Genomic DNA, 23,925 nt, shown 5'->3' on the forward strand with positions numbered 1-23,925 from the left:
GGGGAGTCAAGCGCGGGAGCATGGGGTGGCCGACGGGAGAGGTCAAGCCGACAGGTAGCCTGGCGCCGCGGCGGCCTTACAGCGGCGCGCAATGCCGCTCCAGCCAGACCAGGTCCGCACCTTCCAGCAGCGGGCTGAGTGCGGCGCGCACCTTGGCGTGGTAGTCGTCCAGCCAGGCCCGTTCCTCCGGATTGAGCAGCCCCGGCTCCAGCGCGCGGCGATCGAACGGGCAGAGCGTAAGCGTCTCGAAGGCGAAGAACTCACCGAACTCGGTCTGGTCCGCCTCGACCACGACCGCCAGATTCTCGTGGCGGATGCCGTGCCGGTCCGGTTTGTACACGCCCGGCTCGATGGACGTGATCATGCCCGGCTCCAGGGCATGAAGCGCGGTGCCGGGCACAGGCGGCCGGATGCTCTGCGGCCCTTCGTGCACGTTGAGGAAGTAGCCCACGCCATGGCCGGTACCGTGCCCATAGTCCAGGCCGGAGGCCCACAGCGGTGCGCGGGCCAGTGCGTCCAGCTGCGGGCCGCTGGCTCCCTTCGGGAAGCGGGCGCGGGACAGCGCGATCAGCCCCTTCATTACCAGGGTGGAGTCGCGGCGCTGCTCGGCGGTGGTCGGGCCCAGGCCCAGCACGCGGGTCACGTCGGTGGTGCCACCCAGATACTGCCCGCCGGAATCCACCAGCAGCAGGCCCAGCGGCTTGAGCGTGCTGTGGCTCTCCGGCGTGGCGCGGTAATGGGGCAGGGCGCCGTTGGCCTGGTAGCCGGCAATGGTGGCGAAGCTTTCGCCGATGAAATCGGGTTGGGACGAACGCTCTTCGCGCAGCAGCGCTTCGACGTCCAGTTCCGTCTGCGTCATGCCGGCGGCCAGGCGCTCCTCCAGCCGGCGGAACGCCCGGACCAGGGCCGCGCCATCGCGGCGCATCGCCTCGCGCACGTGATCCAGCTCGCCGGCGCTCTTGCGCGCCTTGAGCAAAGTGGACGGATTGGCGGCTTCGACCCGGCGTACGGCGGGGGGAATGGCGTCGGCGATGACGCTGGCGACGCGATGGGCGTCCAGCAGCAGGGTGTCGCCGGCGCGCAGCTCGCCCAGGGCATCGGCGATGGTGGCGTAGTTCGCGATGCGCACGTCGTCGGCGGCGAGCGCGGCGACCAGCGTGTCAGTGAGCTTGCGCCGGTCGACGAACAAGGTGGCCGGGCCGTCGGCGGCGACCAGCAGGTGCGCCAGGAAGACCGGGTTGCATTCGACATCGCTGCCGCGCAGGTTGGTCAGCCAGGCAATGTCGTCCAGGCTCGATACCAGGTGATGCGAGGCTCCGTGCTTGCGCATGGCCGTGCGCAGGCGGGCGAGCTTGTCCGCCCGGGTGATGCAGGCATAGCGGATCGGGTGTTCCACCACCGGTGCCACGGGCAGGGGCGGGCGGTCCGTCCAGATGGCGCCGGGCAGGTCGAGGTCCGTGCGCAACCGGGCGCCGGTGGACGCGAAGCGCCGGTCGATCAGTTCGCGGGTTGCCAGCGGAAGGCTGTCGCCAGCCACCGCCAGGGTCTGACCGTCGCCCAGGTGCTGGCGCAGCCACTCCAGGTGCTCGGAGGCCTGCGAGGGGCGCTGACGCATCAGTTCGATGCCCGTACCGGCGAGCTGCCGTTCGGCCTGCGCGAAGTAGCGCGAGTCGGTCCACAGCCCGGCCTGGTCCGGCGTGACGATCAGGAGGCCGGCCGAGCCGGTGAATCCGGACAGCCAGGCGCGGGCCTGCCAGTGGTCGGGCAGGTACTCGGACATGTGCGGATCGGCGCTGGGGATGAGGCAGGCATCCACGCCGTGGCGACGCATGGCCTCACGCAAAAGGGCAAGGCGGGAAGGAATGGGGTGGCTCATCCGTTCATGCTAGCAGTCGGCGTGGAGCTGGTCCGTGGCATGCGACGGCAGGACTCGGCGGACAGTTCGACGGCAGGTTCGATGAACAGGCTCCAAGAATCGGGGGCGAAATTTTCCCGGGACCGCTCGCGGCCTGGAGCGACTCCCGCTAAAATGCCGATTTCCAGCACGGCTGCATCCCATGACCCCCCTGATTTTCGTCACCGGCGGTGTGGTGTCCTCGCTTGGCAAGGGCATCGCCGCGGCGTCGCTGGCTTCCATTCTGGAAGCGCGTGGCCTCTCGGTCACCATGATGAAGCTCGACCCGTACATCAACGTGGACCCGGGCACCATGAGCCCCTTCCAGCACGGCGAGGTGTACGTCACCGACGACGGTGCCGAGACCGACCTGGACCTGGGCCACTACGAGCGCTTCGTCCATACCCGCCTGACGGGCAAGAACTCCATCACCACGGGCAAGATCTACGAGTCGGTGATCCGCAAGGAGCGCCGCGGCGACTACCTGGGCGCCACCGTGCAGGTGATCCCGCACATCACCGACGAGATCAAGCACTGCATCCACGAGGCCACCCGCGGCTTCGACGTGGCCCTGGTGGAGATCGGCGGCACGGTGGGCGACATCGAGTCGCTGCCGTTCCTGGAGGCCATCCGCCAGCTGCGCATCGAGCACGGTCCGGAGAAGTGCCTGTTCATGCACCTGACCCTGGTGCCGTACATCAAGGCCGCCGGCGAGATCAAAACCAAGCCGACCCAGCATTCGGTGAAGGAACTGCGCTCCATCGGCATCCAGCCGGACGTGCTGCTGTGCCGCTGCGAACAGCCGCTGCCCGACGGCGAGCGCCGCAAGATCGCGCTGTTCACCAATGTGCCGGAAAACGCCGTGATCAGCGCGGCGGACGTGGACATCATCTACAAGCAGCCGCTGTGGCTGCACAAGCAGGGCCTGGACGAGATCGTGGTCAAGCGCCTCGGCCTGGAAGCCGGCCCGGCCGACCTGTCCGCCTGGCAGCGCACGGTCGATGCGGTCGAGCATCCGAAAGACGAGGTCAGCGTGGCCATCGTCGGCAAGTACGTCGAGCACAAGGATGCCTACAAATCGCTGGGCGAAGCCCTGCGCCACGGCGGCATCAAGCAGCAGACGCGCGTCAACCTGAAGTGGATCGACTCCGAGCAGATCGAGGCCGAAGGCGCGGCCAAAGTGCTGGGCGAGGTGGATGCGATTCTCGTGCCTGGCGGGTTCGGTAAGCGCGGCTTCGAGGGCAAGGTGCTGACTGCCAAGTACGCGCGCGAGCACGGGGTGCCGTATTTCGGCATCTGCTACGGCATGCACGCGGCGGTGGTGGATTTCGCCCGCCACGTGGCCGGCCTGGCCGACGCGGACTCCAGCGAGAACGATCGCAACACGCCGGACCCGGTGATCGCGCTGATCACCGAGTGGACTACCGCCACCGGCGAGGTCGAGACCCGCAACGAGCGTTCCGACCTGGGTGGCACCATGCGCCTGGGCGCGCAGGAGTGTCGCCTGAAGGTCGGTACGCTGGCGCGCGAGTTGTACGGCCAGGACGTGGTGCGCGAGCGCCATCGCCACCGCTACGAGTTCAACAACCGCTACCGCCAGTCCTTCGAGGACCTGGGGATGGTCATCTCCGGCAAGTCGATGGACGACCTGCTGGTGGAGATCGTCGAACTGCCGCAGCAGAAGCATCCGTGGTTCCTCGGTTGCCAGGCGCATCCGGAATTCACCTCGACGCCGCGCGACGGCCATCCGCTGTTCATCGGTTTCGTCCGCGCTGCCCGCGAATACAAGGCGGTGCGCGAAGGCGAGCGCCTGGCCCGGGCGAAGGAGAACGTCGCATGAAGCTGTGCGGTTTCGAGGTCGGCCAGGACCAGCCGCTGTTCCTGATCGCCGGGCCCTGCGTCGTCGAATCCGAGCAGCTCCAGGTGGAGACGGCGGGCAAACTGAAGGAAATCACCGCCAAGCTCGGCGTCAACTTCATCTTCAAGTCCAGCTTCGACAAGGCGAACCGGTCGTCCGGTTCCAGCTTCCGCGGCCTGGGCATGGAAGAAGGTCTGCGCATCCTGGGCGAGGTAAAGCGCCAGGTCGGCGTGCCGGTGCTCACCGACGTGCACGAATACACCCCGTTCGGCGAAGTCGCCTCGGTGGTGGATATGCTGCAGACGCCGGCCTTCCTGTGCCGCCAGACCGACTTCATCCAGGCGGTGGCCCGCGCCGGCAAGCCGGTGAACATCAAGAAGGGCCAGTTCCTCGCGCCGTGGGACATGAAGAACGTCGTGGACAAGGCCAAGGCCGTGGGCAACGACGACATCCTGGTGTGCGAGCGCGGCGCCAGCTTCGGCTACAACAATCTCGTGTCCGACATGCGTTCGCTCGCGGTGATGCGCGACACCGGCTGCCCGGTAGTGTTCGACGCGACGCATTCGGTGCAGCTGCCGGGCGGGCAGGGCACCAGTTCCGGCGGCCAGCGCGAATTCGTGCCGGTGCTGGCGCGCGCAGCCATCGCGGTCGGCGTGGCGGGCCTGTTCGCCGAGACGCATCCGGATCCGGCCAAGGCGCTGAGCGACGGCCCCAATGCCTGGCCGCTGGGCAAGATGGAAGCGCTGCTGGAAACGCTGATGGAACTGGATGCCGTGACCAAGCGCCACGGTTTCCTCGAGCAGACCCTCTAATCCACCCGCGCGCCGTCCCCGGGACGGCGCGCGATCCCCGTTTGGTTCATCCCCTGCCACCTCTGGACTGGAACTGCATGAGCACTGACATCACCCGCATCCACGCCCGCGAAATCCTCGACTCCCGCGGCAATCCCACGCTCGAAGCGGAAGTGACCCTGGCCGGCGGCGGCTTCGGTCGTGCGGCAGTGCCCAGCGGCGCGTCCACTGGTACCCGCGAGGCGGTGGAGCTGCGTGATGGCGACAAGTCGCGCTATCTCGGCAAGGGCGTGAAGAACGCGGTGGGCAACGTCAACGGTGCGATCGCCGGTGCGCTGAAGGGCTTCGACGCGGCCGACCAGAAGGGTCTGGATGCCAAGCTCATCGCGCTGGACGGTACTCCGAACAAGGGCAAGCTCGGCGCCAACGCCCTCCTGGGCGTGTCGATGGCCGCCGCGCATGCCGTTGCAGCGCAGCAGGGGCGGCCGCTGTGGCAGTACCTGGCGACCATCAACGGCACCACCGGCAAGCCTGGCGCGCTGCCGGTGCCGATGATGAACATCATCAACGGCGGCGCCCATGCCGATAACAACGTCGACGTGCAGGAGTTCATGGTGCTGCCGGTCGGCCTGCCGAGCTTCGCCGAGGCGCTGCGCGCCGGCACGGAGATCTTTCACGCGCTCAAGAGCGTGCTGAAGGGCAAGGGTCTCAACACGGCGGTGGGCGACGAGGGCGGCTTCGCGCCGAACCTGCGCTCGAACATCGAAGCGCTCGACACCATCCTCGAAGCGGTCAACAAGTCCGGCTACAAGGTCGGCAGCGACATCCTGCTGGGCCTGGACGTGGCCAGCTCCGAGTTCTTCAAGGACGGCAAGTACGATCTGGAAGGCGAGGGTAAGGTCTACACGCCGGCGCAGTTCGTCGACCTGCTGGCCAGCTGGGCGAAGCAGTATCCGATCGTCACCATCGAGGACGGCATGGCCGAAGGCGACTGGGACGGCTGGAAGCTGCTCACCGACACCATCGGCAAGCAGGTGCAGCTGGTCGGCGACGACCTGTTCGTGACCAACCCGGCCATCTTCAAGGAAGGCATCGACAAGAAGATCGCCAACGCGATCCTGATCAAGGTCAACCAGATCGGCACGCTGTCGGAGACGCTCGAAGCGATCGCCATGGCCGACGCCGCCAAGTACGCCGCGATCGTGTCGCACCGCTCCGGCGAGACGGAGGACACCACCATCTCCGATATTGCCGTGGCGACCACCGCGACCCAGATCAAGACCGGTTCGCTGTGCCGCACCGACCGCGTGGCGAAGTACAACCAGCTGCTGCGCATCGAGGAGCAACTGGGTGCCGCCGCGCAATACGCCGGCCGCAACGCGTTCCCGAACCTGGCCAAGCTGCCGGGCTGACGGCATCCGTCCCTAGGCCATGCTGCGCTGGATCGCTCTCATCCTGCTGCTCGTGCTGATCGGTCTGCAGGTAAAGCTGTGGACCGGCAACGGCGGCGTGCACGAGGTAGAAACCCTGCGCGCCGCCGTGAAGAAACAGACCGAGGACAACCAGCGCCTGCTCCAGCGCAATCAGGCGCTGGGCGCGGACGTCGACGATCTCAAGCATGGCGAACAGGCGGTGGAAGCGCGAGCGCGCGGGGAGCTGGGCCTGATCAAGCCCGGCGAGACCTTCTACCAGGTGGTCGAGCAGCAGCCGGGCGCCGCATCCAGCGCCCCTGCGCCGCCGGCTGCCAGCGGCAGCAGCGGGCCCTGACATGACTTCCCTGTGGTGCGTAGTGCCGGCCGCCGGGCGCGGGGCGCGGGTCGGCGGAGACATCCCCAAACAATACCTGCCGCTGGCCGGCGAACCGCTGATCCGGCACACGCTGGAACGGCTGGCCGCACACCCGCGCATCGCCGGCCTGATGGTGGTGCTGGGTGCCGGGGACGAACGGTGGCCTGGATGGGACCGGCTCGCCGGCAAACCCGTGCGTACCGCTATCGGCGGGGCCGAGCGCTGCGATTCCGTGCTCGCCGGCCTGCATGCCCTGCCTCCCGAGGTGGCGCCGGATGCATTCGTTCTGGTCCACGACGCCGCGCGCCCTTGCGTGCGCACGGCCGACATCGAGCGCCTGATCGACCTGGCCACGCCGGCGGGCGGCGGGCTGCTGGGGGCGCCGTTGCGCGACACGCTCAAGCGTGCCGATGCCTCGGGGCGCAGTCTCGCCACCGAGCCGCGCGAGGAGCGCTGGCGCGCCTTCACTCCGCAGATGTTCCGCCGTGGTGAACTGGCGGAAGCATTGCGCGCGGCAGCGGCTGCCGGCCTCAAGGTTAGCGACGAGGCGATGGCGATGGAGCGCGCGGGCTTTGCCCCGTTGCTCGTCGAAGGCGCCGAGGACAATATCAAGGTCACGACGGCCGCCGATTTCGCGCTGGCCGAGTTCCTGCTGAGCAAGACGACGTGAGGATGGACAGCGCATGATGCGGATCGGCCAGGGCTACGACGTACACGCTTTCGGCGATGGCGACCACGTCATGCTGGGCGGCGTGCGCGTGCCGCACAGCCGCGGCGTCATCGCTCATTCCGACGGCGACGTGGTGATCCACGCCCTGTGCGATGCGATCTTCGGGGCCCTCGCGCTGGGCGACATCGGGCGTCACTTCCCGCCGTCGCAGGAACGCTGGCGCCATGCGGAAAGCCGCCTGTTCCTGCGCCACGCCTACGCGCTGATGCGCGAACGCGGCTATGCGATCGGCAACGTGGACGTCACAGTGATCTGCGAGGCTCCGAAGGTCGGCCCGCACGCCCAGGCCATGCGCGAGCTTCTGGCGGAAGACCTGCACTGCGACCTCGACCGCGTGAGCATCAAGGCCACCACGACCGAGCAACTGGGCTTCACCGGCCGCGGCGAAGGCATCGCCGCCCAGGCCTGCGCGCTGCTGGTCCTGGCATGAGCGAGGCGGAGGTCCGCGGCTCCGCCAACCGGCTGCACGAGCAGCTGGAGCACATCATCGAACTGCTGCGCCGGCACAAGCTGGTGGAGCAGGTCGCGCATGCGCAGCACGGCCCGCACCAGGAGCTGGTCGACAACCTGCTGCACCGCCAGCACCTGTCGGAATTGCAGCGCCAGCTCGACGGCCTGCACCCGGCCGACATCGCCTACATCCTCGAAGCCCTGCCGCTGGAAGACCGCCTGACGGTCTGGCAGCTGGTGAAGGCCGATCGCGACGGCGAGATCCTGCTCGAAGTCTCGGACGCGGTCCGCGAATCCCTGATCGCGGACATGGACCAGGGCGAAATCCTCGCCGCGGTGGAACCGCTGGAGGCCGACGAGCTGGCCGACCTGGTGGAGGACCTGCCGACCGAGGTGCTGCCCGAGCTGATGGCCAGCCTCGACGCGCAGCAGCGCGAGCAGCTGCAGTCGGCCCTGTCCTGGAAGGAGGACCAGGTCGGTGCGCTGATGGACTTCGAGATGGTCACCATCCGCGAGGACGTCAGTCTCGAAGTCGTACTGCGCTACTTGCGCCGCTTCGACGAGCTCCCGGCGCAGACCGACAAGCTGTTCGTCGTGAACTACGAGAACGTGCTCACCGGCGTGCTGCCGCTGCATTGGCTGCTGGTCAACTCGCCGGAAAGGATGGTGAGCGAGGTGATGGCGCCGGATGTGAATACCTTCCACCCGGCCGACGATGTCTACGAAGTCGCCCAGGCGTTCGAGCGCTACGACCTGGTGACGGCGCCGGTGGTGGACGACAGCAGTCATCTGATCGGCCGCATCACCATCGATGCGATGGTCGACGTGATCCGCGAGGAAAGCGAGAGCGAGGCGCTGAGCCGTGGCGGCCTGCGCGAGGAAGAAGACATCTTCGCCTCGGTATGGAAGTCGGTGCGCAACCGCTGGGCGTGGCTGGCCATCAACCTGGTGACGGCCTTCATCGCGTCGCGCGTGATCGGCCTGTTCGAAGGCTCGATCCAGCGGCTGGTGGCGCTGGCCACGCTGATGCCGATCGTCGCCGGCATCGGCGGCAACTCCGGCAACCAGACCATCACTATGATCGTGCGCGCACTGGCGCTGGACCAGATCACCACGGACAGCGCCAGGCGCCTGTGGCGCAAGGAAATGGGCGTGGCGCTGGCGAACGGTCTGGTGTGGGGCGGCGTGATCGGCGTGGTGGCCTGGGCGCTCTACGGCAATGTTTCGCTGGGCCTGGTCATGACCGCGGCGATGACCCTCAATCTGCTGCTCGCGGCGTTCTGCGGCGTGGGCATCCCGATGCTGATGGCCCGTGCGGGACGCGATCCTGCGCTGGGTTCCAGCGTATTGATCACCGCCATGACGGACAGCGGCGGCTTCTTCATCTTCCTCGGGCTGGCGACGCTGTTCCTGGTCTAACGTGGCGCCGGCATCCGGCCGGCGCATCCATCTTTCTGGTTCTTCCGCATGAGCGATCTTCCCTACGCCAATGGCACACCGCCGCTGAGCGCCCAGCTGCGCAGCACGCCCGAGGACTTCCGCGTGGAGGAGGTCCTCGGATACGAAGCGGACGGCGAGGGCGAGCACGCCCTGTTGCTGGTCGAGAAGCGTGGCGCCACCACGGATTGGGTGGCGCGCGAGCTGGCCCGCTATGCGGGCGTGCCGCCGGTGGCGGTCGGCTATGCCGGCTTGAAGGACCGCCATGCGGTCACGCGCCAGACCTTCTCGGTGCAGCTGGCCGGCAAGCCGGATCCGGACTGGTCCGCTTTTCCGCATGCCGAGGTGAAGGTCATTTCCGCCACCCGGCACGCGCGCAAGCTCAAGCGCGGCGCGCTGCGCGGCAACCGGTTCGTGCTGGTGCTGCGGCAGGTGCAGGGCGATCGTGCGCGCGCCGAAGAAGTGCTGGAGCGGATCGCCGCGCGCGGCGTGCCGAACTATTTCGGCGAGCAGCGCTTCGGCCGGGGCGGCGGCAATGTGGAACAGGCCAGGGCGATGTTCGCCGGGCGCCGCGTGGACCGCGACAAGCGCCAGTTCTTGCTGTCCGCCGCGCGTTCGCACATTTTCAACGAGGTCCTGGCCGCGCGGGTCGAGCGCGGCGCGTGGGATACGCCGCTGGAAGGCGAGTTGTGGTCGCTCGCCGGCAGCCGCTCCTGGTTCGGGCCGGAGCCGTTCGACGAGGTGCTGGCGGACAGGCTGGCGCGCGGCGACATTCATCCGTCCGGTCCGCTGTGGGGGCAGGGCGAGACGCCGGCCGGGGCGGAGGTAGCGCAACTGGAAACGCAGATCGCCGAGGCGAACGCCGATCTAGTAGCGGGGCTGGTGGCGGCGCGGATGGATCAGGAGCGGCGTCCGCTGCGCTTGATCCCGGACCAGCTGCAGTGGCGATGGCTGGAAGGCGATGCGCTGGAGCTGACGTTCGGCTTGCCTGCGGGAGCCTATGCCACCGTGATCGTGCGCGAACTCGCCACCACCTGACGCCTCTGCAGGAACGAGTGCGGGCCTTTGCCCGCAGGCGGGAAAGGTTTCCGGGTTCAGTCCTTCAGCAGCACCACCACAGCGCCGGTGCCGCCCTGCATCGGTCGCGCCGAAGCGAACGCGATCACGTCGTCACGCCGCCGCAACAGCCGGTCGGTCAGCACCTTCAGCACCGGGCCGCTGCTCTTGGAGCGTAAACCCTTGCCATGCACGATGCGGACGCATCGCCATCCGCGTTCGTGCGCCTCGGCCAGGAACGCGGCGATGGTGGCCTGCGCGGCCGCGGCATTCATTTGATGCAGGTCGATGTCGTCCTGCACGCTGAACTGGCCGCGCTTGAGCTGCCTGAGCAATTTGAGCGGATAACCGTCGCGCAGATAGCTGAGTTCCTCGCCGACTTCCATGAGCCCGGGATCGAAGGCCATGTCCAGCAGTTCGCCGGGCACTGCAGCCTCGTCCGCCTCCAGCATGTGGGCGCGCGGCTCGGGTTTGGGCGCAGCCGGCGGCTCGACCGCATCGAGACGGCGGACCTCGCCGATGGCATCGCGGAACAGGCGCGCATCGTCGTCGGTCACGGTGGCGGGAGGTCGGCGTTTCATGGGCGCCATCCTAGACCAGGAAGCCGCGAACGCGGTTCCGTGACGGTGTAGCCGGCAGGCAAGCGGCAGCGGGCGCATCCTTCTTCTCACGCCGGCAGCGGCACGAATTCAATATGTTGCGAGCGGATGGCGGTGAAAACTCCTGCCTTGCTCGGGTAGACTTCGGAACATTCACTGGCGCGCCGGGGACTCGGGTGCGTGCCAGCCATTGGCTTTGAACGGATGACGATGCGAGTTCTTGTCAGCAACGACGACGGCGTGGATGCTCCCGGCATCCGCGTGCTCGCCGAGCGCCTCGGCGCGGTCGGCCAGGTCACGGTGGTGGCCCCCGACCGGGACCGTTCCGGCGCCAGCAATTCACTTACCCTCGACGCGCCGATCCGCGCATTGCGGATGGACAACGGCTACTACCGCGTGGCGGGCACGCCGACGGATTGCGTGCACCTCGCGCTGGCCGGCCTGCTCGATCATGAGCCGGATATCGTGGTGTCCGGCATCAACAACTCGGCCAACCTGGGCGACGACGTGATCTACTCGGGTACGGTCTCGGCTGCGATGGAAGGGCGCTTCCTCGGCTTGCCGGCTATCGCCGTCTCGCTGGTCAGCAAGGACCACAAGGGCGAGCATTACGAGTCCGCGGCGCGTGCCGTGCTGATGCTGATGGAACGCCTGCTGGTGGATCCGCTGCCGGCCGACACCATCTTGAACGTCAACGTGCCCGATCGCCCCTGGGAGGAGATCCACGGCTTCGAAGTCACCCGCCTGGGCAAGCGCCACCGTTCCGCCCCCTGCATCCGACAGACCGATCCGCGCGGCAAGCCCATCTGGTGGATCGGCCCGGCCGGCGACGTGGACGACGCCGGCCCCGGCACCGACTTCAATGCCGTGCAGCGCGGCTATGTCTCGGTCACGCCGATCCATGTCGATCTCACGCGCTTCCAGGCGCTGGAGAAAGTGAGCAGCTGGATGAGTGCGCTCAGCGGCCACATGGCCGACGGGAACGGGGAGAAAGCGGCATGACCATGAACGTGCATCCGCTGCCGCCGTCCGCGCTGAAAGGCGAGGGCATGACATCGCAACGCGCGCGCGATCGCCTGGCAGCGAAACTGAAGGACGAAGGGATCAAGGATGCCCGCGTGATCGAGGTGATCCGCAACCTGCCGCGTCATCACTTCATCGACCAGGCGCTGCATTCGCGCGCTTACGAAAATACCGCGCTGCCCATCGGCCATGGCCAGACCATCTCCCAGCCTTGGGTGGTAGCGCGCATGACCGAGGCGCTGCTGGAGTTCGGCCTGCCGAAGAAGGTGCTGGAGATCGGCACCGGCTCGGGTTACCAGGCAGTGGTGCTCGCCTCGCTGGTACCACAGCTCTACACGGTCGAGCGCATCGAGGAACTGTTGCGCCAGGCGCGCCGCCGTTTCCGCCAGCTCGGGCTGGCCAACATCCGTTCGCGCCATGACGACGGCAAGCTGGGTTGGCCGGACGAAGCACCGTTCGACGCCATCATTCTCACTGCCGCTGGCGATACCATTCCCACCCAACTGCTCGACCAGCTCAGCCCTCACGGCGTGCTGGTGGCGCCCGTGGGCTCGCCCAGTCACCAGACCCTGATCCGCATGCGCGGAGACGGCGAGGGCGACTTCATCCAGGAAGAGCTCGGCCCCGTGAGTTTCGTGCCGCTGCTCGGCGGCATCGGCTGACCCCACATTTCATCTAGGACGCTCGATGCGCCTCTTCGGAACGCTGTACGCCCGTGCCCTGACCTGGGCGCGCCACCCCAGGGCGGTCTATTACCTCTGCGGGCTGAGCTTCGTCGAGGCCTTCATCTTTCCGATCATGCCGGAGGTGATGCTGGCGCCGATGATGCTGGGCAAGCGGCACAAGGCATTCTTCTACGCCAACCTCAGCCTGTTGTTCTCGCTGCTCGGCTCGCTGGTCGGCTACGCGCTCGGCCATTGGGCGTTCCAGGCGCTCCATCCGGTGCTCGAGGCGCTGCACTTGCTGGCGCCGATCGAGCAAGGCGTGGAAAACCTCCGCGCGCAGATGAATACGCATTGGCTCGGCCTGCTGGTGGTGCTGGCGCTCGCGGCGCTGCAACCGGTGGTGCCGATGAAGTTCGTGACCTGGGCCGCCGGTATCGTGGGCGTGCCGATCGTCCCGTTCCTGGTGTGCATGGCGGTCGGCCGCGGCAAGCGCGTGTGGCTGCTGGCGTTGCTGATCCGGCTTTTCGGCGAGCGGGCGGAGCGCATCCTGCACAAGCACATCGAGCGCATCGGCTGGGCGGCGGTCGTCATCCTCGTCGGTTTGGTGGTCTGGTGGCTGCTGCGCGGCTGATGCGGCGCGGGCCGGCGACACGCCAGCATGAAAATGGAGTTACGGCTCGGTATGCTCACCGCATGAAAGGACACAGTCGCTACTTCGCCCCCGCCGCTCTCTCCCTGCTGCTCGCTGCCTGCGTGTCGCCACGCAGCTCGGTGGTCATCGAGCCGGCCAGTGGCGCACAGGGACGTACCGTGGCGCCGGCCGCCACGCGCGCTGCCGCGCCCGGAGGAACCTACCGGGTGGTGAAGGGTGACACGCTCTACTCGATCGCCTTTCGCAACGGCGTGGACTTCCGCGATCTGGCGTCCTGGAACGGCATCGCCGCGCCTTACACGATCTGGCCGGGGCAGACGCTGAAGCTCTCCGGGAAGGAAGCGGCACCCGTTGCCGCGAGCCACGCCGGAACGGTGGCGACGGTGAAGCCGGCACCCTCGACGGCTCCGTCGCCGACGACGGCCCCCGGTTCCGCGGGTGGATTCCAGACAGTGACTGGCGATCAGGCAGCGACGGCTCCCGGCCACGCGGCCACGACGGCTTCCGTGCCGGCTTCTGTTCCGGCCTCGGCCGCGCCCGCGTCGCATCCTCCTGTTGCGGCTCCTGCGCCCGCCAGCACCGCCCCTCTGGTGGTGCCCGTGGCCGGCGCTCCCGCGACCGCGCATACGGCCGCGGCGGCGGCGACCCCGCCACCGGCGCCTGTTCAGCCGGTTGCTGCCGGCGCCACGCGCGCCAGCGGCGGCATCACCTGGCGCTGGCCGGCGGATGGCACGCTGGGCAAGCGCTTCCAGTCGGGCGACGCGATCCCCGGTATCGAGATCCTCGGCAAGTCAGGGGACCCCGTACGGGCTGCGGCCGACGGTGTGGTCGTGTACAGCGGCAATGGTCTGGTTGGCTACGGCGAACTGGTGATCATCAAGCACAACGACAGCTTCCTGTCGGCCTATGGCCACAACAGCAAGCGCCTGGTGAAAGAAGGCCAGCGCGTCAGCGCGGGCCAGCAGATCGCCGAGATGGGCTCGACGGGCGCGTCCAGGGACGAACTTCAGTTCCAGATCCGCCGCGACGGCAATCCGGTCGATCCGCTGGGTTATCTGCCGGCTCGGTGAAGTTCGGAATAGGGCTTCGCCAGGGGCGAAGCCTCAGTCGTTCGGAAGAATGAACGCGGCCACGACGCGGCGATTTTCGCCCGCGAGCAGGTCATAGGTACGTGCGGCAGCCGCATTGTCCATCACCTCGACGCCGACGCCTTTGCGCAGGAAGCCGGCCATGAAGGCTGCTGCAGGAAAGACCTGGCGTTCGCCCGTGCCCAGGATCACCACTTCCGGATCGAGCTCCAGGATGGCGTCCACGTGGCCGGCATCCAGCTCCCGGGCGTGAGCGACCGGCCAATCCTCGATGGCGCGCACTGGGGAAAGCACCAGGCTGCGCGTGAACTCGCGATCGACTACGGTGATGCTGCGGCTGCCCACGCGGCGGACAAAGAGGTAATCGCCGGGGCGGTCGAGCGAGAGGTCCATGGAAGGCTCAGCGGGGCAGGGCGAGCTTGGGCTCGTCCTCGTTGCGACGGAACAGGACCACGATGTGGCCGATCTGCTGGACATTCTCCGCGCCGGTGCCGCCAGCGAGAACGTCGATCTGTTCCTGGCGCTCGTCTTTGTCGCCGCCCGACAGCTTCACCTTGACCAGTTCGTGATGGGTGAGGGCCAGATCGAGTTCCTTGACCACGGCCTCGGTCGCGCCCTTGGCTCCGAGCAGGATCACTGGCTTCAGATCATGGGCCAGGCTGCGCAGGTAGCGGCGCTGTGACGGGGAGAGCGACATGCGTTCAGTCTCGGATTCGCGGCAGGTGGACCGACAAGGGTATCATGGCACCCCATTATCCTGTGGCCGTTGCCGACCCATGTCTCGCAGCAAAAGCAGTTCCCGCTGGCTGCGGGAGCATTTCGATGACGTCTATGTGAAGAAGGCCCAGGCCGAGGGCCTGCGCTCGCGCGCCGTCTTCAAGCTGGAAGAGCTGATCGACCGCGACCGGCTGCTCAAGCCGGGCATGCGCGTGGTCGACCTGGGCGCCGCTCCCGGCGGGTGGTCGCAGCTGGTGCGCCAGCGGCTGGGCGACAACGGCACGGTGGTCGCCCTCGACATTCTGCCCATGCAGGGCATCGCAGGGGTGGACTTCCTGCAAGGGGACTTCCGGGAGGAGGCCGTGCTGCGCGAGCTGGAGAGCCGGCTGGACGGACAGAAGGTCGATCTTGTGCTGTCCGACATGGCCCCCAATATGAGTGGTGTCGCGCTGGCGGACCAGATCCGGGCAATGGATCTGGCCGAGCTGGCACTGGATTTCAGTCGCCAATGGCTGAAACCCGGCGGTTCGTTCCTGATCAAGTTATTCCAGGGCGTAGGCTTCGACGATTACCTGCGTAACTTGCGCGCGGAGTTTTCGCGCGTAACTATGCGTAAACCAAAGGCCTCCCGCGCCCGTTCGCGTGAGGTATATGCGCTGGCCACAGGAAGAAAGGTCAGTGGCGCTCAACCGGGCGAGAACCGTGCATGAACGAGATGGCTAAAAATCTGTTGCTCTGGCTGATCATCGCCGTGGTGTTGCTCACGGTGTTCCAGAGCTTCAATCCGCATGGCGCGTCGTCGTCCGACCTGCCTTACAGCAGCTTTGTACAGAGCGTGGACAACGGCAACGTATCCACCGCGGTGATCAGTGCCGACCAGCCGGCCACCATCAGCGGTAAGCTCAAGGACGGCAGCGCATTCCGCACCGTCGCCCCCGTGCTCGGCTTCTCCACCAGCTCGGTGGTCAAGCAGATGCAGGACAAGGGCGTGGAGGTGCGGCAAGAGCCGGCCAACAACGGCTTCTCTCTGCTGGGCCTGCTGCTCAACTGGCTGCCGATCATCCTGATCGTGGGCGTGTTCATCTGGTTCATGCGCCAGATGCAGGCTGGCGCAGGCGGCCGCGGCGCCATGAGCTTCGGGCGCTCGCGCGCCAAGCTGCAGGGCGAGGATCAGATCAAAGTCAATTTCAGCGACGTCGCCGGTTGCGACGAAGCCAAGGAGGAGGTCGGCGAGCTGGTCGAGTTCCTGCGCGACCCGGGCAAGTTCCAGAAACTCGGCGGCAAGATTCCGCGCGGCGTGCTGATGGTGGGCCCGCCCGGCACCGGCAAGACCCTGCTCGCCAAGGCGATCGCCGGCGAGGCCAAGGTGCCGTTCTTCTCGATTTCCGGCTCCGACTTCGTCGAAATGTTCGTGGGCGTGGGCGCCAGCCGCGTGCGCGACATGTTCGACCAGGCTAAGAAGCACGCGCCCTGCATCATCTTCATCGACGAAATCGATGCAGTCGGCCGCCATCGCGGCGCCGGCCTGGGCGGCGGTCATGACGAGCGCGAGCAGACGCTCAACCAGCTGCTGGTCGAGATGGACGGTTTCGAAGGTACCGAAGGCGTGATCGTGATCGCCGCGACCAACCGGCCGGACGTGCTGGATCCCGCGCTGCTGCGTCCGGGCCGTTTCGACCGCCAGGTGGTGGTTGGCCTGCCGGACGTGAAGGGGCGCGAGCAGATCCTAAAGGTGCATCTGCGCAAGGTGCCGACCGCGGCGGACGTGGATCCCATGACGATCGCGCGCGGTACGCCGGGTTTCTCCGGCGCCGACCTGGCCAACCTGGTCAACGAAGCAGCCCTGTTCGCGGCGCGCGAGAACGCGCGCGACGTGCGCATGAGCCACCTCGACAAGGCGCGCGACAAGATCCTGATGGGCACGGAGCGCCGCTCCATGGCCATGAGCGAGGACGAAAAGAAGCTCACCGCCTATCACGAGGCCGGCCACGCCATCGTGGGTCGTCTGGTGCCGGAGCACGACCCGGTCTACAAGGTCACCATCATTCCTCGCGGCCGCGCGCTGGGTGTGACCATGTACCTGCCGGAAGGCGACAAGTACAGCATGAACCGCGTGGCGATCGAATCGCAGCTGTGCTCGCTGTATGGCGGCCGCGTCGCCGAAGCGCTGATCTTCGGCGAAGACAAGGTCACCACGGGCGCGTCGAATGACATCGAGCGGGCCACCAAGATGGCGCGCAACATGGCGACCAAGTGGGGTCTGTCCGACAAGCTTGGCCCGGTGACGTACGGCGAGGAGGAGGATGAAGTCTTCCTTGGCCGTGCCGTCACGCAGCACAAGAACGTCTCGAACGAAACCGCCCGCAAGATCGATGAGGAAGTGCGCGACATCCTGGATCGCGCCTACGCGCGCACCAAGCAGCTGCTGACCGAGAACATCGACAAGCTGCACGTGATGGCCGAGGCGCTGCTGCAATACGAGACCATCGACGCTCACCAGATCGACGAGATCATGGCTGGCCGCGTGCCGGGCCCGCCGGCGGACTGGACGAAGAGCGCTTCCACTGGACCGACCCCGCCGCCACCGCCGCCGCGCGGCGATGCTGGCGCCAAGGTGGGCGATCCGGCCACGCAGAGCCGGCACCCGTTCAATTGAGCGACGAACCCCGTTGGTTCGGAAGAAATGAGAAGAGGGCAGCCAAGGCTGCCCTCTTTCGTTTTTGCTGTCGTGAGCTGCATGCAGGAAAGTGCAGCAAGGGGAGGCTCGCTACGGGAAACAGCGGGCTCTTTTGGTTCGCGTTGCCCCTAGGCGATCTTGTTCCTGGCCGTTAGAATGTACGGCTTCGACATGGTGGTCGTTCACCGGTAAATGAATGCTTCGGCATTCGGTGAAAAAAATCTGAAAAAAGTATTGACGGCCACCGCTCGAATCTGAATAATTCCGCTTCTCGCTTCGACGCTTTCCACTTCGGTGGTTAAGCGGAAAAGGCAAAGGTTTTACAGCGCGCCCGTAGCTCAGTTGGATAGAGTACCAGGCTACGAACTTGGTGGTCGGGAGTTCGAATCTCTCCGGGCGCGCCAATTACAACGCAAGGTGTGATGTTCGCATCATGGCTTGCACCGCAGGACAGAACATCGTCGTGCGGACCGGACGAAAGATGTGTTCGGTGTGCTTCGATACGGATTGACTAGGCGAAGCGTCACCCGTAGCATTTCAAAGCTTCGGCGTTGCGAAAGCGGCCGAGGGTTCGAAATTCGGGGTATAGCTCAGCCTGGTAGAGCGCCAGCTTTGGGAGCTGGAAGTCGTGGGTTCGAATCCCTCTGCCCCGACCAACAGTTGTTGCCGTGCACCCGAGTGCATTGCGCCTGTAGCTCAACCGGATAGAGCATCGGCCTTCTAAGCCGACGGTTGCAGGTTCGATTCCTGTCGGGCGCGCCAACACACTAAAGTTACGGTGGGCGTAGCTCAGTTGGTTAGAGTACCGGATTGTGATTCCGGTTGTCGTGGGTTCGAGTCCCATCGTCCACCCCAAAATTGAAGAAGTTCAGGGCCGTTAGCTCAGCTGGTAGAGCAGTTGACTCTTAATCAATTGGTCGTAGGTTCGAATCCTACACGGCCCACCAATAAAGAAACGCCCAGGGAAACCTGGGCGTTTTTCTTTTGCGTTGCGATGGGCATGCTCAGGCAAATGGATGGCTAGACGTCCATGTCTTCTTCGGTGGCGGTGTGAGTCGCGCCGTGCGCCGACTGGCTCTCGGTGCAATGCATGGTCGCTCTCTCTCTATGAGCGAGGACGCCCGATACGGTACCGCCGAACGGAGGACGCCTCTTAGATGCTAGCTGCGTGCGGAAGAGGGCTTCCAGTCATCCGGACTTTTGCAGGCGCCTAAACAAAAAAAGGCCGAGCTTTCGCTCGACCTTTGATGATTGGTACGGTGATAGGGATCGAAAATCCCCATCTGAAGCGATTTGACGTGGTTATTTGAGAAAGTACCCCCAAAAATACCCCCTTATAGCCAACGCTTCGCTGCCTACGGCTGGGCGTTAACTGACTCGTTACGTCAGCAGTGAGGGCTGCAACGACGCTATCAAATTCGGCGAACCTCAACTCGAATGGCTTTTTTAGAGCTTTTGCGGGTTGGTATGTCTTTTGCTGTAGCCCTTGAGGCACTTACAAAGGCACGACATTTTGTGTAGTTAGATGCGCTTGGGGCGTTGTAAGGACTACAGCGAAGGGGGAAGGGATGGGATTGCAACAGCGTGTTGCGCTTTACCGCGAGCTCGAGCAGCACCGTGGGAAGCCTTTGGTCATCTATGTGACGAGCACAAGAGAAAATTCTGCAGGGCAGATTTCCTCTGATGCTATTCCGGAACTTTTAACGCAGCTTCATGCGCTGCCGCCGGATACGCAGGATATAGATCTACTAGTGGTCAGCAACGGCGGTGACCCAACAGTTGCCTGGCGAATCGTGTCGTTGATTCGTGAACAGGTTAAGCATTTCTCGATCCTTGTTCCGCAAGCGGCCTTTAGTGCTGCGACGCTTCTTGCACTTGGTGCAGACAAAATTGTTATGCACCCTCATGGGAATCTAGGTCCTACCGATCCTCAAATAACGAATCGGAAGAAAGCGATTCAGTTTGGCTCCGAGGATGTTCGGGCGTTTCTTCGTTTTGCGCGAGAAGAGGTCGGTTTGACCGATCAGAAGCCGCTTAGAGACTTATTCTTGCGGTTCAGTGAAGAGGTAGGGTTTGTAGGCATCGGTGTTGCCGCAAGGAGCGCTCAGCTTAGCCAAGCGATGGCAGAGGGCATGCTGGGGCTGCATATGAAAGAGGACGGCAAGCAGAGTGCTCGAGCAATTTCGGAGCTTCTGAATAAAAATTACTTCCACCACGGTTATCCGCTAAACCGTAAGGAAGCGAAGCAAATTGGGCTAAAAATTGAGCCATCTGATGAAACCACCGAGAGGTTGATGTGGTCTATCTGGAAGGACATCGAACAAGATCTAAAGCTTAAGGAGCCTTTTCTTCCAATTCATCAGTTGAAAAGTGATCCGGCTTGTTCAGCGCTTTTTTCACCTGTGCCTCAAGTGTCATACCCTCCTGGGATAGGGCAGCAACAACTCCAGGTGCTGATGATGGCGTTTGCCCAACAAATTGCCGCTGAGCGTGTTCCGCCAACTAACTATGAAGTGGTGGTTGGTTTGATGGAAAGCCCTAGACACGCCAGTTTGGCCCGGGTTAAAGGCAGCATATTTGGTGCTCGCCAGCCGGACCTGGAGTTCAAAGTTCAAATTGTGCCGGAGGTAAACGGTTGGATTGATGTTCCTATACCTCCCGCCCAGCAAGTTCAGTAACCCTCTTAATTCATTGATCCTTAACGCAAACTCAGGTATATAGGAGGATCCCGTGTACTCCGTCGCGCCTAAGATGATGACTTCTCTACCTCAGTTGGATCCGTATTCATTGAACTGCGGTGTCCAAGAGTTGGCCGTTTTTGACGGTCCGCATCGTCTATTCACAACTTCTGTCTCACCGACAGCGCCTTATGCCGCGTCTCAGCCAGAGGCAACTGACTATCTTTTGCCCGTCCCAGAGCTGGACGAATTGTTTGTTCCCGTTATTGATGGCGGGACTGGTGACTGAAGTTACGTTTGCTCAGTACAAAGGAATCGTGGCTCCCAGGCTTACCCCCGGGAGCTTTTTTTTGGTGCGCTGTTTTCTTCATGGCTTACTCGCCTGAAGTGGATCACCGTGAGGATCGGGCGTACCCGATTGCACTGGCTGAAACGGCGGGCCCTCATGGATTGGGAGAGGCATGCTACGGTCTCCGAGTGGAGCGTGGATTTCGAGAGTTCAGTGCCTTGTGGTCAGGGCCACCTGAAGAGGACAAGCAGCTTTCTGACCTGTTCGAGGCCGTCGTTGCGATCTACCGGCGGTCGCACTCAGATGGGAAGGACAAGGTCGATCATTTGGCAATGTGATGGCCTCTGGGCCAACTCATCTTATCGTGCGAGCAATCGATTCAGGCATTTGTGAGGGATTCTATGAAAGTCATCACCTGTTGTCATAAGTGCACCATTTCACCAGGTGCTGCGGTGATGATGTCGGGAGACCTCGACAATGACTTGCTAGCCATATGCACCTGCCCTAATGGCCATCGCTTTATGGTCCATCAGGCGCACAGCGCGCCTGAGGTCATCTATTCCGCAGGGGTGAGAGCATTTGCTGCCGGCTTTTACTCAGAATCAGTGGTAACCCTGAGTGCGGCGTTGGAACGAGCGTACGAGCTGTTTACAAAGGTCTTTCTCCTCGCCAGCGGCAAGGCAATTGCTGATATCGCGACATACTGGAAGGACCTGGAGAGTTCCTCCGAGCGCCAGCTTGGCGCCTTCTGCAGCGCGTACTTCTGTGCCACTGGCATGCCTTGGAAGACGGCGCCAGATAGGGCATCGTTTCGTAACAAGGTCGCACATAAAGGGTACATCGCGACCAGTGAAAAAGCTCATGATTACGGGGAGTACGTAACCGGAAGCATCAATGCGATCATCGGTTACCTTAAGACTCACTATAACGATGCGCTTCTTCTTTACTTAGATAGCTGTCGGGTAGTGGTCTACCGAAGACTAGAAGAAGTGGCTAGACGCGACCCGTCCATCGAGCTTTGCTTTGCAGGTACCACCGCGATCGAATGGAATGGTACGGGGTACGAAAAGCCAACCTTTGACAGCCGTCTAGCCGCCAACAGTGCGATGATCAATCAATTGAATTGCTGAGCTAGTTGCTACAAGGGCGCGGGCGTATCCAGCAACCCGCGATAGTTGGCCAGCTGCGCCAGCACCTTTTCTCGGACGATAGGGCCGTCAACGAACGGCCTCTTGTCCATGAGGTGATCCAAGAAGCTGGGCGACGTGGCGTCCCACAGGCGGATCAGGTAGTCCCGGGCAGGATGGCTGTCTATGAGCACCTTCACGGCAAACTCCGTTGCCAACTGGCGCCCCCATAGCTCTTCGAGATTCGAGCGCACGTCGTCAATCGAGTTCAGGTCCATTGATGGCCTCTGGTTTGTAATCTTACGAGTGAGGCTATCACTCTATGCAGCTGACTTTGCTACTTAGGTTCTCGCCAGTGCCGCTTTCTAGTGAGCGGCGGTATAGGGACATCATCGATCTCACCCAGACCTAAGCCATCAAAGCCGGCAGCATTCATGAGAATCGAAAGGGTTTCGGGATGGTCCCGTGCCAGCCAGACGACGACCTCTTTGCGGTCCAGTATCTGAAGTAGTAGCCGTCGAGTCACTGCTAGCCGTAGCACCTGGACGCCTTGTACTTTTGCGGATTCTCCAAGCAACTGCTTCGCTATCGAGGTTAACCGAAAGGCGTCGGACCCTAAGACGTCCTCGTAGATCGGATCTCGTTGAAGGTGCATAGAGGCGGCGGCGATGGCTCGGCATTGCCGTCCGCAAAGAAAGCTGACCATATCGAGAGACGCGATCATTTGTTGCTCGCGTATCCAGCGACTTCTGTTACCTACGGGCATCGCTTGGTGCTCCCCTTGAGAGATTGGCTAGATCGCGAAGCACTTGAAGCGAATCGAAGAGATAGAAGCTTGCGCCTGCGCCAGGCTGCTCCTGGATAATGTCGGGCCAGGTCTTAGCGCTCACTGCCGGCAGGATCAAATAATCAAGGGGACGGATGCCCTTCACATCCATGCGTATGCCGACAAGGATATCGGCGGTGCCGCGTAGATGCGGGAGAACCCAGCGGACCTTATCCGGTCCTCCAGCGCTGGAGGACTGCATCAAATGGAACGAGGCCGCCCAGGTCTCATCAACGCGTAACGTTCGACCTTTCTGCGTCACGCTCGATCCGTCCTCTTCCATAGCGTCCCTCACGCAACCCATCACGCTAGGTAGCCACACCTGGATGCGATCACGTATATCTCCAAACCCGAGACATCGATCCTGCGTATAGCCGATCTGTCGATAGGCATATCGAAGGCTTCCGAAGCGATGAAGGTAAGCTTGAGCTGTCGGCACCTTGGGGTCAGCGTTCATGAGGCGCGTAGTGATACGACCTTCACGCCGCCATAGATCGCGTAAGGCCTCCAACAACTCCTCATCAGTCAGCTTTCTTGTCTTATCCGCGCGTCGTGCCCGGGCTTCTTGAAATAGCTCTGGGGAGACTATGGCGGGGAATGCATTATCGATGCGGATAGGTTCACGCGGTGGATCCTGTGGGTTAGTCTTAATCAGACCACGCGAGTTGGGCCGACCAAAAACAATGGTCCCGATGTAGCGCAGGTCATTGAGCATGTCGCTAATCGTGGACATGTTCCAAGGGGCGCCACGAGCATTAAGTTTCCCGCGCTTATTGAGCCGAGTAGTCAGCTCCTTGACGCTAACCCCAGCAGCAGACTGCTTAAATATCCAGCGAACCACTGCCACCTCGTCTGGCGGGCCTGGAATCAGGCGTACGCGGTCAGTGGCGATGCTCTTACGCTCCCCACGTTTAAGAATGCACCGCGGATTACCCAGGGCGTCAACTAACTGCCGGCTCAGTCCATACGCGGCCATGCCACCCATGGCAAAACCTTGGCGAGCTAATCTGACTTGACCGGCGAATACCTTGCTGGACAGCTCACGGCTGTACTCGGCGGCCATTGATCTTTTTAGGCTCTTGAGAAGGTTCTGCAGCGGCCCATCAGTATCCCCAAAAGGCTCCGCTATGTAGATGACTCGGAGACCATGCTTCGTACAAAGAAACTCGTAGAAAGCCGACTCATCGACGTTCTGAAACCGACCCCAGCGGCTGACATCAAAGACGAGAATGGCCACGCAACCGGTAGCGCGGTTCTGTACATCGGTCAGGAGTCGCTGAAGGGCGGGGCGCCCCTCGATATCCAATCCACTACGCGCCTCATCCACGTAGCTTTGCGCAACGCGCATGTTGTGTGTGGCGGCGTACTTAGCGATGGCTTGCCGTTGATTGTCCACTGACATATCTTGTTTGTCTGTAGACATGCGGACATATTCAGCCACCGGGACGGCCGAACCTTCCTTGCCATAGCGGTGTTGAGCGGACATAGGGCCTTCGACGCTCGCGGGCTAGGATCGACGTTACGCCGCTGGTGTTGCGGTAGTTAGTCGGGCTCTTAGGGGCGGGTCGAGCAACTGGCTT

The 23,925-nt window shown here is 63.8% G+C and carries 22 protein-coding genes and 5 tRNA genes; 21 read left to right on the forward strand and 6 right to left on the reverse strand.

What is annotated here, in order from left to right; translation table 11 throughout:
* Positions 1-76: 76 nt before the first annotated feature.
* Entirely contained in the window at positions 77-1,876 is a 1,800-nt protein-coding gene (locus RKE25_RS09740; RefSeq protein ID WP_311842029.1) for an aminopeptidase P family protein, read from the reverse strand.
* A 181-nt stretch (positions 1,877-2,057) separates the two neighbouring features.
* Between RKE25_RS09740 and RKE25_RS09745 the strand changes: the two genes are divergently transcribed.
* The 8 genes from RKE25_RS09745 to truD all read left to right on the forward strand — a co-directional run bounded on the left by RKE25_RS09745 (position 2,058) and on the right by truD (position 9,986).
* Positions 2,058-3,734 (forward strand): CTP synthase, encoded by a 1,677-nt coding sequence (locus tag RKE25_RS09745; protein WP_311842030.1) that lies wholly within the window; start codon positions 2,058-2,060, stop codon positions 3,732-3,734.
* Positions 3,731-4,564, forward strand: coding sequence for a 3-deoxy-8-phosphooctulonate synthase (kdsA, locus tag RKE25_RS09750; RefSeq protein ID WP_311842031.1), 834 nt, complete (start codon positions 3,731-3,733; stop codon positions 4,562-4,564). Before RKE25_RS09745 ends, kdsA begins: the two co-directional genes overlap by 4 nt.
* 77 nt (positions 4,565-4,641) lie before the next feature.
* The gene (eno, locus tag RKE25_RS09755; RefSeq protein ID WP_311842032.1) at positions 4,642-5,955 is read left to right on the forward strand and encodes a phosphopyruvate hydratase; all 1,314 of its coding nucleotides are present in this window, start codon (positions 4,642-4,644) and stop codon (positions 5,953-5,955) included.
* 19 nt (positions 5,956-5,974) lie between these two features.
* Positions 5,975-6,310, forward strand: coding sequence for a cell division protein FtsB (gene ftsB / locus RKE25_RS09760; RefSeq protein ID WP_311842033.1), 336 nt, complete (start codon positions 5,975-5,977; stop codon positions 6,308-6,310).
* A gap of 1 nt (position 6,311) precedes the next feature.
* Entirely contained in the window at positions 6,312-7,001 is a 690-nt protein-coding gene (ispD, locus tag RKE25_RS09765) for a 2-C-methyl-D-erythritol 4-phosphate cytidylyltransferase (RefSeq protein ID WP_311842034.1), read from the forward strand.
* A gap of 16 nt (positions 7,002-7,017) precedes the next feature.
* On the forward strand, positions 7,018-7,491 hold the full coding sequence (ispF, locus tag RKE25_RS09770; protein ID WP_311842370.1) for a 2-C-methyl-D-erythritol 2,4-cyclodiphosphate synthase: 474 nt from the start codon (positions 7,018-7,020) through the stop codon (positions 7,489-7,491).
* Positions 7,488-8,930 (forward strand): magnesium transporter, encoded by a 1,443-nt coding sequence (mgtE, locus tag RKE25_RS09775; protein WP_311842035.1) that lies wholly within the window; start codon positions 7,488-7,490, stop codon positions 8,928-8,930. The genes ispF and mgtE overlap by 4 nt, the downstream gene beginning before the upstream one ends.
* A gap of 48 nt (positions 8,931-8,978) precedes the next feature.
* Positions 8,979-9,986, forward strand: a complete 1,008-nt coding sequence (gene truD, locus RKE25_RS09780; RefSeq protein ID WP_311842036.1) for a tRNA pseudouridine(13) synthase TruD — start codon at positions 8,979-8,981, stop codon at positions 9,984-9,986.
* Between the two features lie 56 nt (positions 9,987-10,042).
* On the opposite strand, the gene RKE25_RS09785 is transcribed toward truD, so the two are convergent.
* Positions 10,043-10,585 (reverse strand): Smr/MutS family protein, encoded by a 543-nt coding sequence (locus tag RKE25_RS09785; protein ID WP_311842037.1) that lies wholly within the window; start codon positions 10,583-10,585, stop codon positions 10,043-10,045.
* 228 nt (positions 10,586-10,813) lie between these two features.
* On the opposite strand from RKE25_RS09785, the gene surE reads away from it, so the two are divergent.
* The 4 genes from surE (at position 10,814) to RKE25_RS09805 (ending at position 14,013) form a co-directional block, all read left to right on the forward strand.
* Positions 10,814-11,605 carry a 5'/3'-nucleotidase SurE gene (gene surE / locus RKE25_RS09790; RefSeq protein ID WP_311842038.1) on the forward strand — a complete coding sequence of 264 codons (792 nt, stop codon included), beginning with the start codon at positions 10,814-10,816 and terminating at the stop codon, positions 11,603-11,605.
* 2 nt (positions 11,606-11,607) lie between these two features.
* Positions 11,608-12,288, forward strand: a complete 681-nt coding sequence (locus RKE25_RS09795; protein WP_311842371.1) for a protein-L-isoaspartate(D-aspartate) O-methyltransferase — start codon at positions 11,608-11,610, stop codon at positions 12,286-12,288.
* A 25-nt stretch (positions 12,289-12,313) separates the two neighbouring features.
* Positions 12,314-12,922, forward strand: coding sequence for a VTT domain-containing protein (locus RKE25_RS09800; protein ID WP_311842039.1), 609 nt, complete (start codon positions 12,314-12,316; stop codon positions 12,920-12,922).
* A 62-nt stretch (positions 12,923-12,984) separates the two neighbouring features.
* The gene (locus tag RKE25_RS09805; RefSeq protein WP_311842040.1) at positions 12,985-14,013 is read left to right on the forward strand and encodes a peptidoglycan DD-metalloendopeptidase family protein; all 1,029 of its coding nucleotides are present in this window, start codon (positions 12,985-12,987) and stop codon (positions 14,011-14,013) included.
* Positions 14,014-14,046: 33 nt separating this feature from the next.
* Here the strand turns inward: RKE25_RS09805 and RKE25_RS09810 are convergent, their stop codons facing one another.
* Both RKE25_RS09810 and yhbY read right to left on the reverse strand, forming a co-directional pair.
* Positions 14,047-14,424, reverse strand: a complete 378-nt coding sequence (locus tag RKE25_RS09810; RefSeq protein ID WP_311842041.1) for an Mth938-like domain-containing protein — start codon at positions 14,422-14,424, stop codon at positions 14,047-14,049.
* Positions 14,425-14,431: 7 nt separating this feature from the next.
* Positions 14,432-14,728 (reverse strand): ribosome assembly RNA-binding protein YhbY, encoded by a 297-nt coding sequence (yhbY, locus tag RKE25_RS09815; protein WP_311842042.1) that lies wholly within the window; start codon positions 14,726-14,728, stop codon positions 14,432-14,434.
* A gap of 79 nt (positions 14,729-14,807) precedes the next feature.
* Between yhbY and rlmE the strand changes: the two genes are divergently transcribed.
* The 9 genes from rlmE to RKE25_RS09860 all read left to right on the forward strand — a co-directional run bounded on the left by rlmE (position 14,808) and on the right by RKE25_RS09860 (position 21,522).
* The gene (rlmE, locus tag RKE25_RS09820) at positions 14,808-15,458 is read left to right on the forward strand and encodes a 23S rRNA (uridine(2552)-2'-O)-methyltransferase RlmE (RefSeq protein ID WP_311842043.1); all 651 of its coding nucleotides are present in this window, start codon (positions 14,808-14,810) and stop codon (positions 15,456-15,458) included.
* Positions 15,455-17,404, forward strand: coding sequence for an ATP-dependent zinc metalloprotease FtsH (gene ftsH / locus RKE25_RS09825; protein WP_311842044.1), 1,950 nt, complete (start codon positions 15,455-15,457; stop codon positions 17,402-17,404). The genes rlmE and ftsH overlap by 4 nt, the downstream gene beginning before the upstream one ends.
* A 348-nt stretch (positions 17,405-17,752) precedes the next feature.
* A tRNA-Arg gene (locus RKE25_RS09830) sits at positions 17,753-17,829 on the forward strand.
* Between the two features lie 175 nt (positions 17,830-18,004).
* A tRNA-Pro gene (locus RKE25_RS09835) sits at positions 18,005-18,081 on the forward strand.
* Between the two features lie 29 nt (positions 18,082-18,110).
* Positions 18,111-18,187 (forward strand) — tRNA-Arg (locus RKE25_RS09840).
* Positions 18,188-18,203: 16 nt separating this feature from the next.
* A tRNA-His gene (locus tag RKE25_RS09845) sits at positions 18,204-18,280 on the forward strand.
* Positions 18,281-18,296: 16 nt separating this feature from the next.
* Positions 18,297-18,372, forward strand: a tRNA-Lys gene (locus tag RKE25_RS09850).
* 621 nt (positions 18,373-18,993) lie between these two features.
* Positions 18,994-20,103, forward strand: coding sequence for a hypothetical protein (locus tag RKE25_RS09855; RefSeq protein WP_311842045.1), 1,110 nt, complete (start codon positions 18,994-18,996; stop codon positions 20,101-20,103).
* A gap of 690 nt (positions 20,104-20,793) precedes the next feature.
* Positions 20,794-21,522: a hypothetical protein gene (locus RKE25_RS09860; protein ID WP_311842046.1), complete on the forward strand. Its 729-nt coding sequence runs from the start codon at positions 20,794-20,796 to the stop codon at positions 21,520-21,522.
* Positions 21,523-21,530: 8 nt separating this feature from the next.
* On the opposite strand, the gene RKE25_RS09865 is transcribed toward RKE25_RS09860, so the two are convergent.
* Both RKE25_RS09865 and RKE25_RS09870 read right to left on the reverse strand, forming a co-directional pair.
* Positions 21,531-21,797, reverse strand: a complete 267-nt coding sequence (locus RKE25_RS09865) for a hypothetical protein (protein ID WP_311842047.1) — start codon at positions 21,795-21,797, stop codon at positions 21,531-21,533.
* 474 nt (positions 21,798-22,271) lie between these two features.
* A complete protein-coding gene (locus RKE25_RS09870; RefSeq protein WP_311842048.1) occupies positions 22,272-23,831 on the reverse strand; it encodes a recombinase family protein in 1,560 nt (519 codons plus the stop codon).
* Between the last annotated feature and the right edge of the window lie 94 nt (positions 23,832-23,925).

It is taken from the genome of Dyella sp. BiH032, from assembly GCF_031954525.1.
Taxonomy (GTDB): Bacteria; Pseudomonadota; Gammaproteobacteria; order Xanthomonadales; family Rhodanobacteraceae; genus Dyella_D.

What these genes read in the sequence shown, in the direction of transcription:
- RKE25_RS09740 (WP_311842029.1), bottom strand. Translation starts at nt 1,876, where the DNA reads ATGAGCCACCCCATTCCTTCCCGCCTTGCCCTTTTGCGTGAGGCCATG.
- RKE25_RS09745 (WP_311842030.1), top strand. Translation starts at nt 2,058, where the DNA reads ATGACCCCCCTGATTTTCGTCACCGGCGGTGTGGTGTCCTCGCTTGGC.
- kdsA (WP_311842031.1), top strand. Translation starts at nt 3,731, where the DNA reads ATGAAGCTGTGCGGTTTCGAGGTCGGCCAGGACCAGCCGCTGTTCCTG.
- eno (WP_311842032.1), top strand. Translation starts at nt 4,642, where the DNA reads ATGAGCACTGACATCACCCGCATCCACGCCCGCGAAATCCTCGACTCC.
- ftsB (WP_311842033.1), top strand. Translation starts at nt 5,975, where the DNA reads ATGCTGCGCTGGATCGCTCTCATCCTGCTGCTCGTGCTGATCGGTCTG.
- ispD (WP_311842034.1), top strand. Translation starts at nt 6,312, where the DNA reads ATGACTTCCCTGTGGTGCGTAGTGCCGGCCGCCGGGCGCGGGGCGCGG.
- ispF (WP_311842370.1), top strand. Translation starts at nt 7,018, where the DNA reads ATGCGGATCGGCCAGGGCTACGACGTACACGCTTTCGGCGATGGCGAC.
- mgtE (WP_311842035.1), top strand. Translation starts at nt 7,488, where the DNA reads ATGAGCGAGGCGGAGGTCCGCGGCTCCGCCAACCGGCTGCACGAGCAG.
- truD (WP_311842036.1), top strand. Translation starts at nt 8,979, where the DNA reads ATGAGCGATCTTCCCTACGCCAATGGCACACCGCCGCTGAGCGCCCAG.
- RKE25_RS09785 (WP_311842037.1), bottom strand. Translation starts at nt 10,585, where the DNA reads ATGAAACGCCGACCTCCCGCCACCGTGACCGACGACGATGCGCGCCTG.
- surE (WP_311842038.1), top strand. Translation starts at nt 10,814, where the DNA reads ATGCGAGTTCTTGTCAGCAACGACGACGGCGTGGATGCTCCCGGCATC.
- RKE25_RS09795 (WP_311842371.1), top strand. Translation starts at nt 11,608, where the DNA reads ATGAACGTGCATCCGCTGCCGCCGTCCGCGCTGAAAGGCGAGGGCATG.
- RKE25_RS09800 (WP_311842039.1), top strand. Translation starts at nt 12,314, where the DNA reads ATGCGCCTCTTCGGAACGCTGTACGCCCGTGCCCTGACCTGGGCGCGC.
- RKE25_RS09805 (WP_311842040.1), top strand. Translation starts at nt 12,985, where the DNA reads ATGAAAGGACACAGTCGCTACTTCGCCCCCGCCGCTCTCTCCCTGCTG.
- RKE25_RS09810 (WP_311842041.1), bottom strand. Translation starts at nt 14,424, where the DNA reads ATGGACCTCTCGCTCGACCGCCCCGGCGATTACCTCTTTGTCCGCCGC.
- yhbY (WP_311842042.1), bottom strand. Translation starts at nt 14,728, where the DNA reads ATGTCGCTCTCCCCGTCACAGCGCCGCTACCTGCGCAGCCTGGCCCAT.
- rlmE (WP_311842043.1), top strand. Translation starts at nt 14,808, where the DNA reads ATGTCTCGCAGCAAAAGCAGTTCCCGCTGGCTGCGGGAGCATTTCGAT.
- ftsH (WP_311842044.1), top strand. Translation starts at nt 15,455, where the DNA reads ATGAACGAGATGGCTAAAAATCTGTTGCTCTGGCTGATCATCGCCGTG.
- RKE25_RS09855 (WP_311842045.1), top strand. Translation starts at nt 18,994, where the DNA reads ATGGGATTGCAACAGCGTGTTGCGCTTTACCGCGAGCTCGAGCAGCAC.
- RKE25_RS09860 (WP_311842046.1), top strand. Translation starts at nt 20,794, where the DNA reads ATGAAAGTCATCACCTGTTGTCATAAGTGCACCATTTCACCAGGTGCT.
- RKE25_RS09865 (WP_311842047.1), bottom strand. Translation starts at nt 21,797, where the DNA reads ATGGACCTGAACTCGATTGACGACGTGCGCTCGAATCTCGAAGAGCTA.
- RKE25_RS09870 (WP_311842048.1), bottom strand. Translation starts at nt 23,831, where the DNA reads ATGTCCGCTCAACACCGCTATGGCAAGGAAGGTTCGGCCGTCCCGGTG.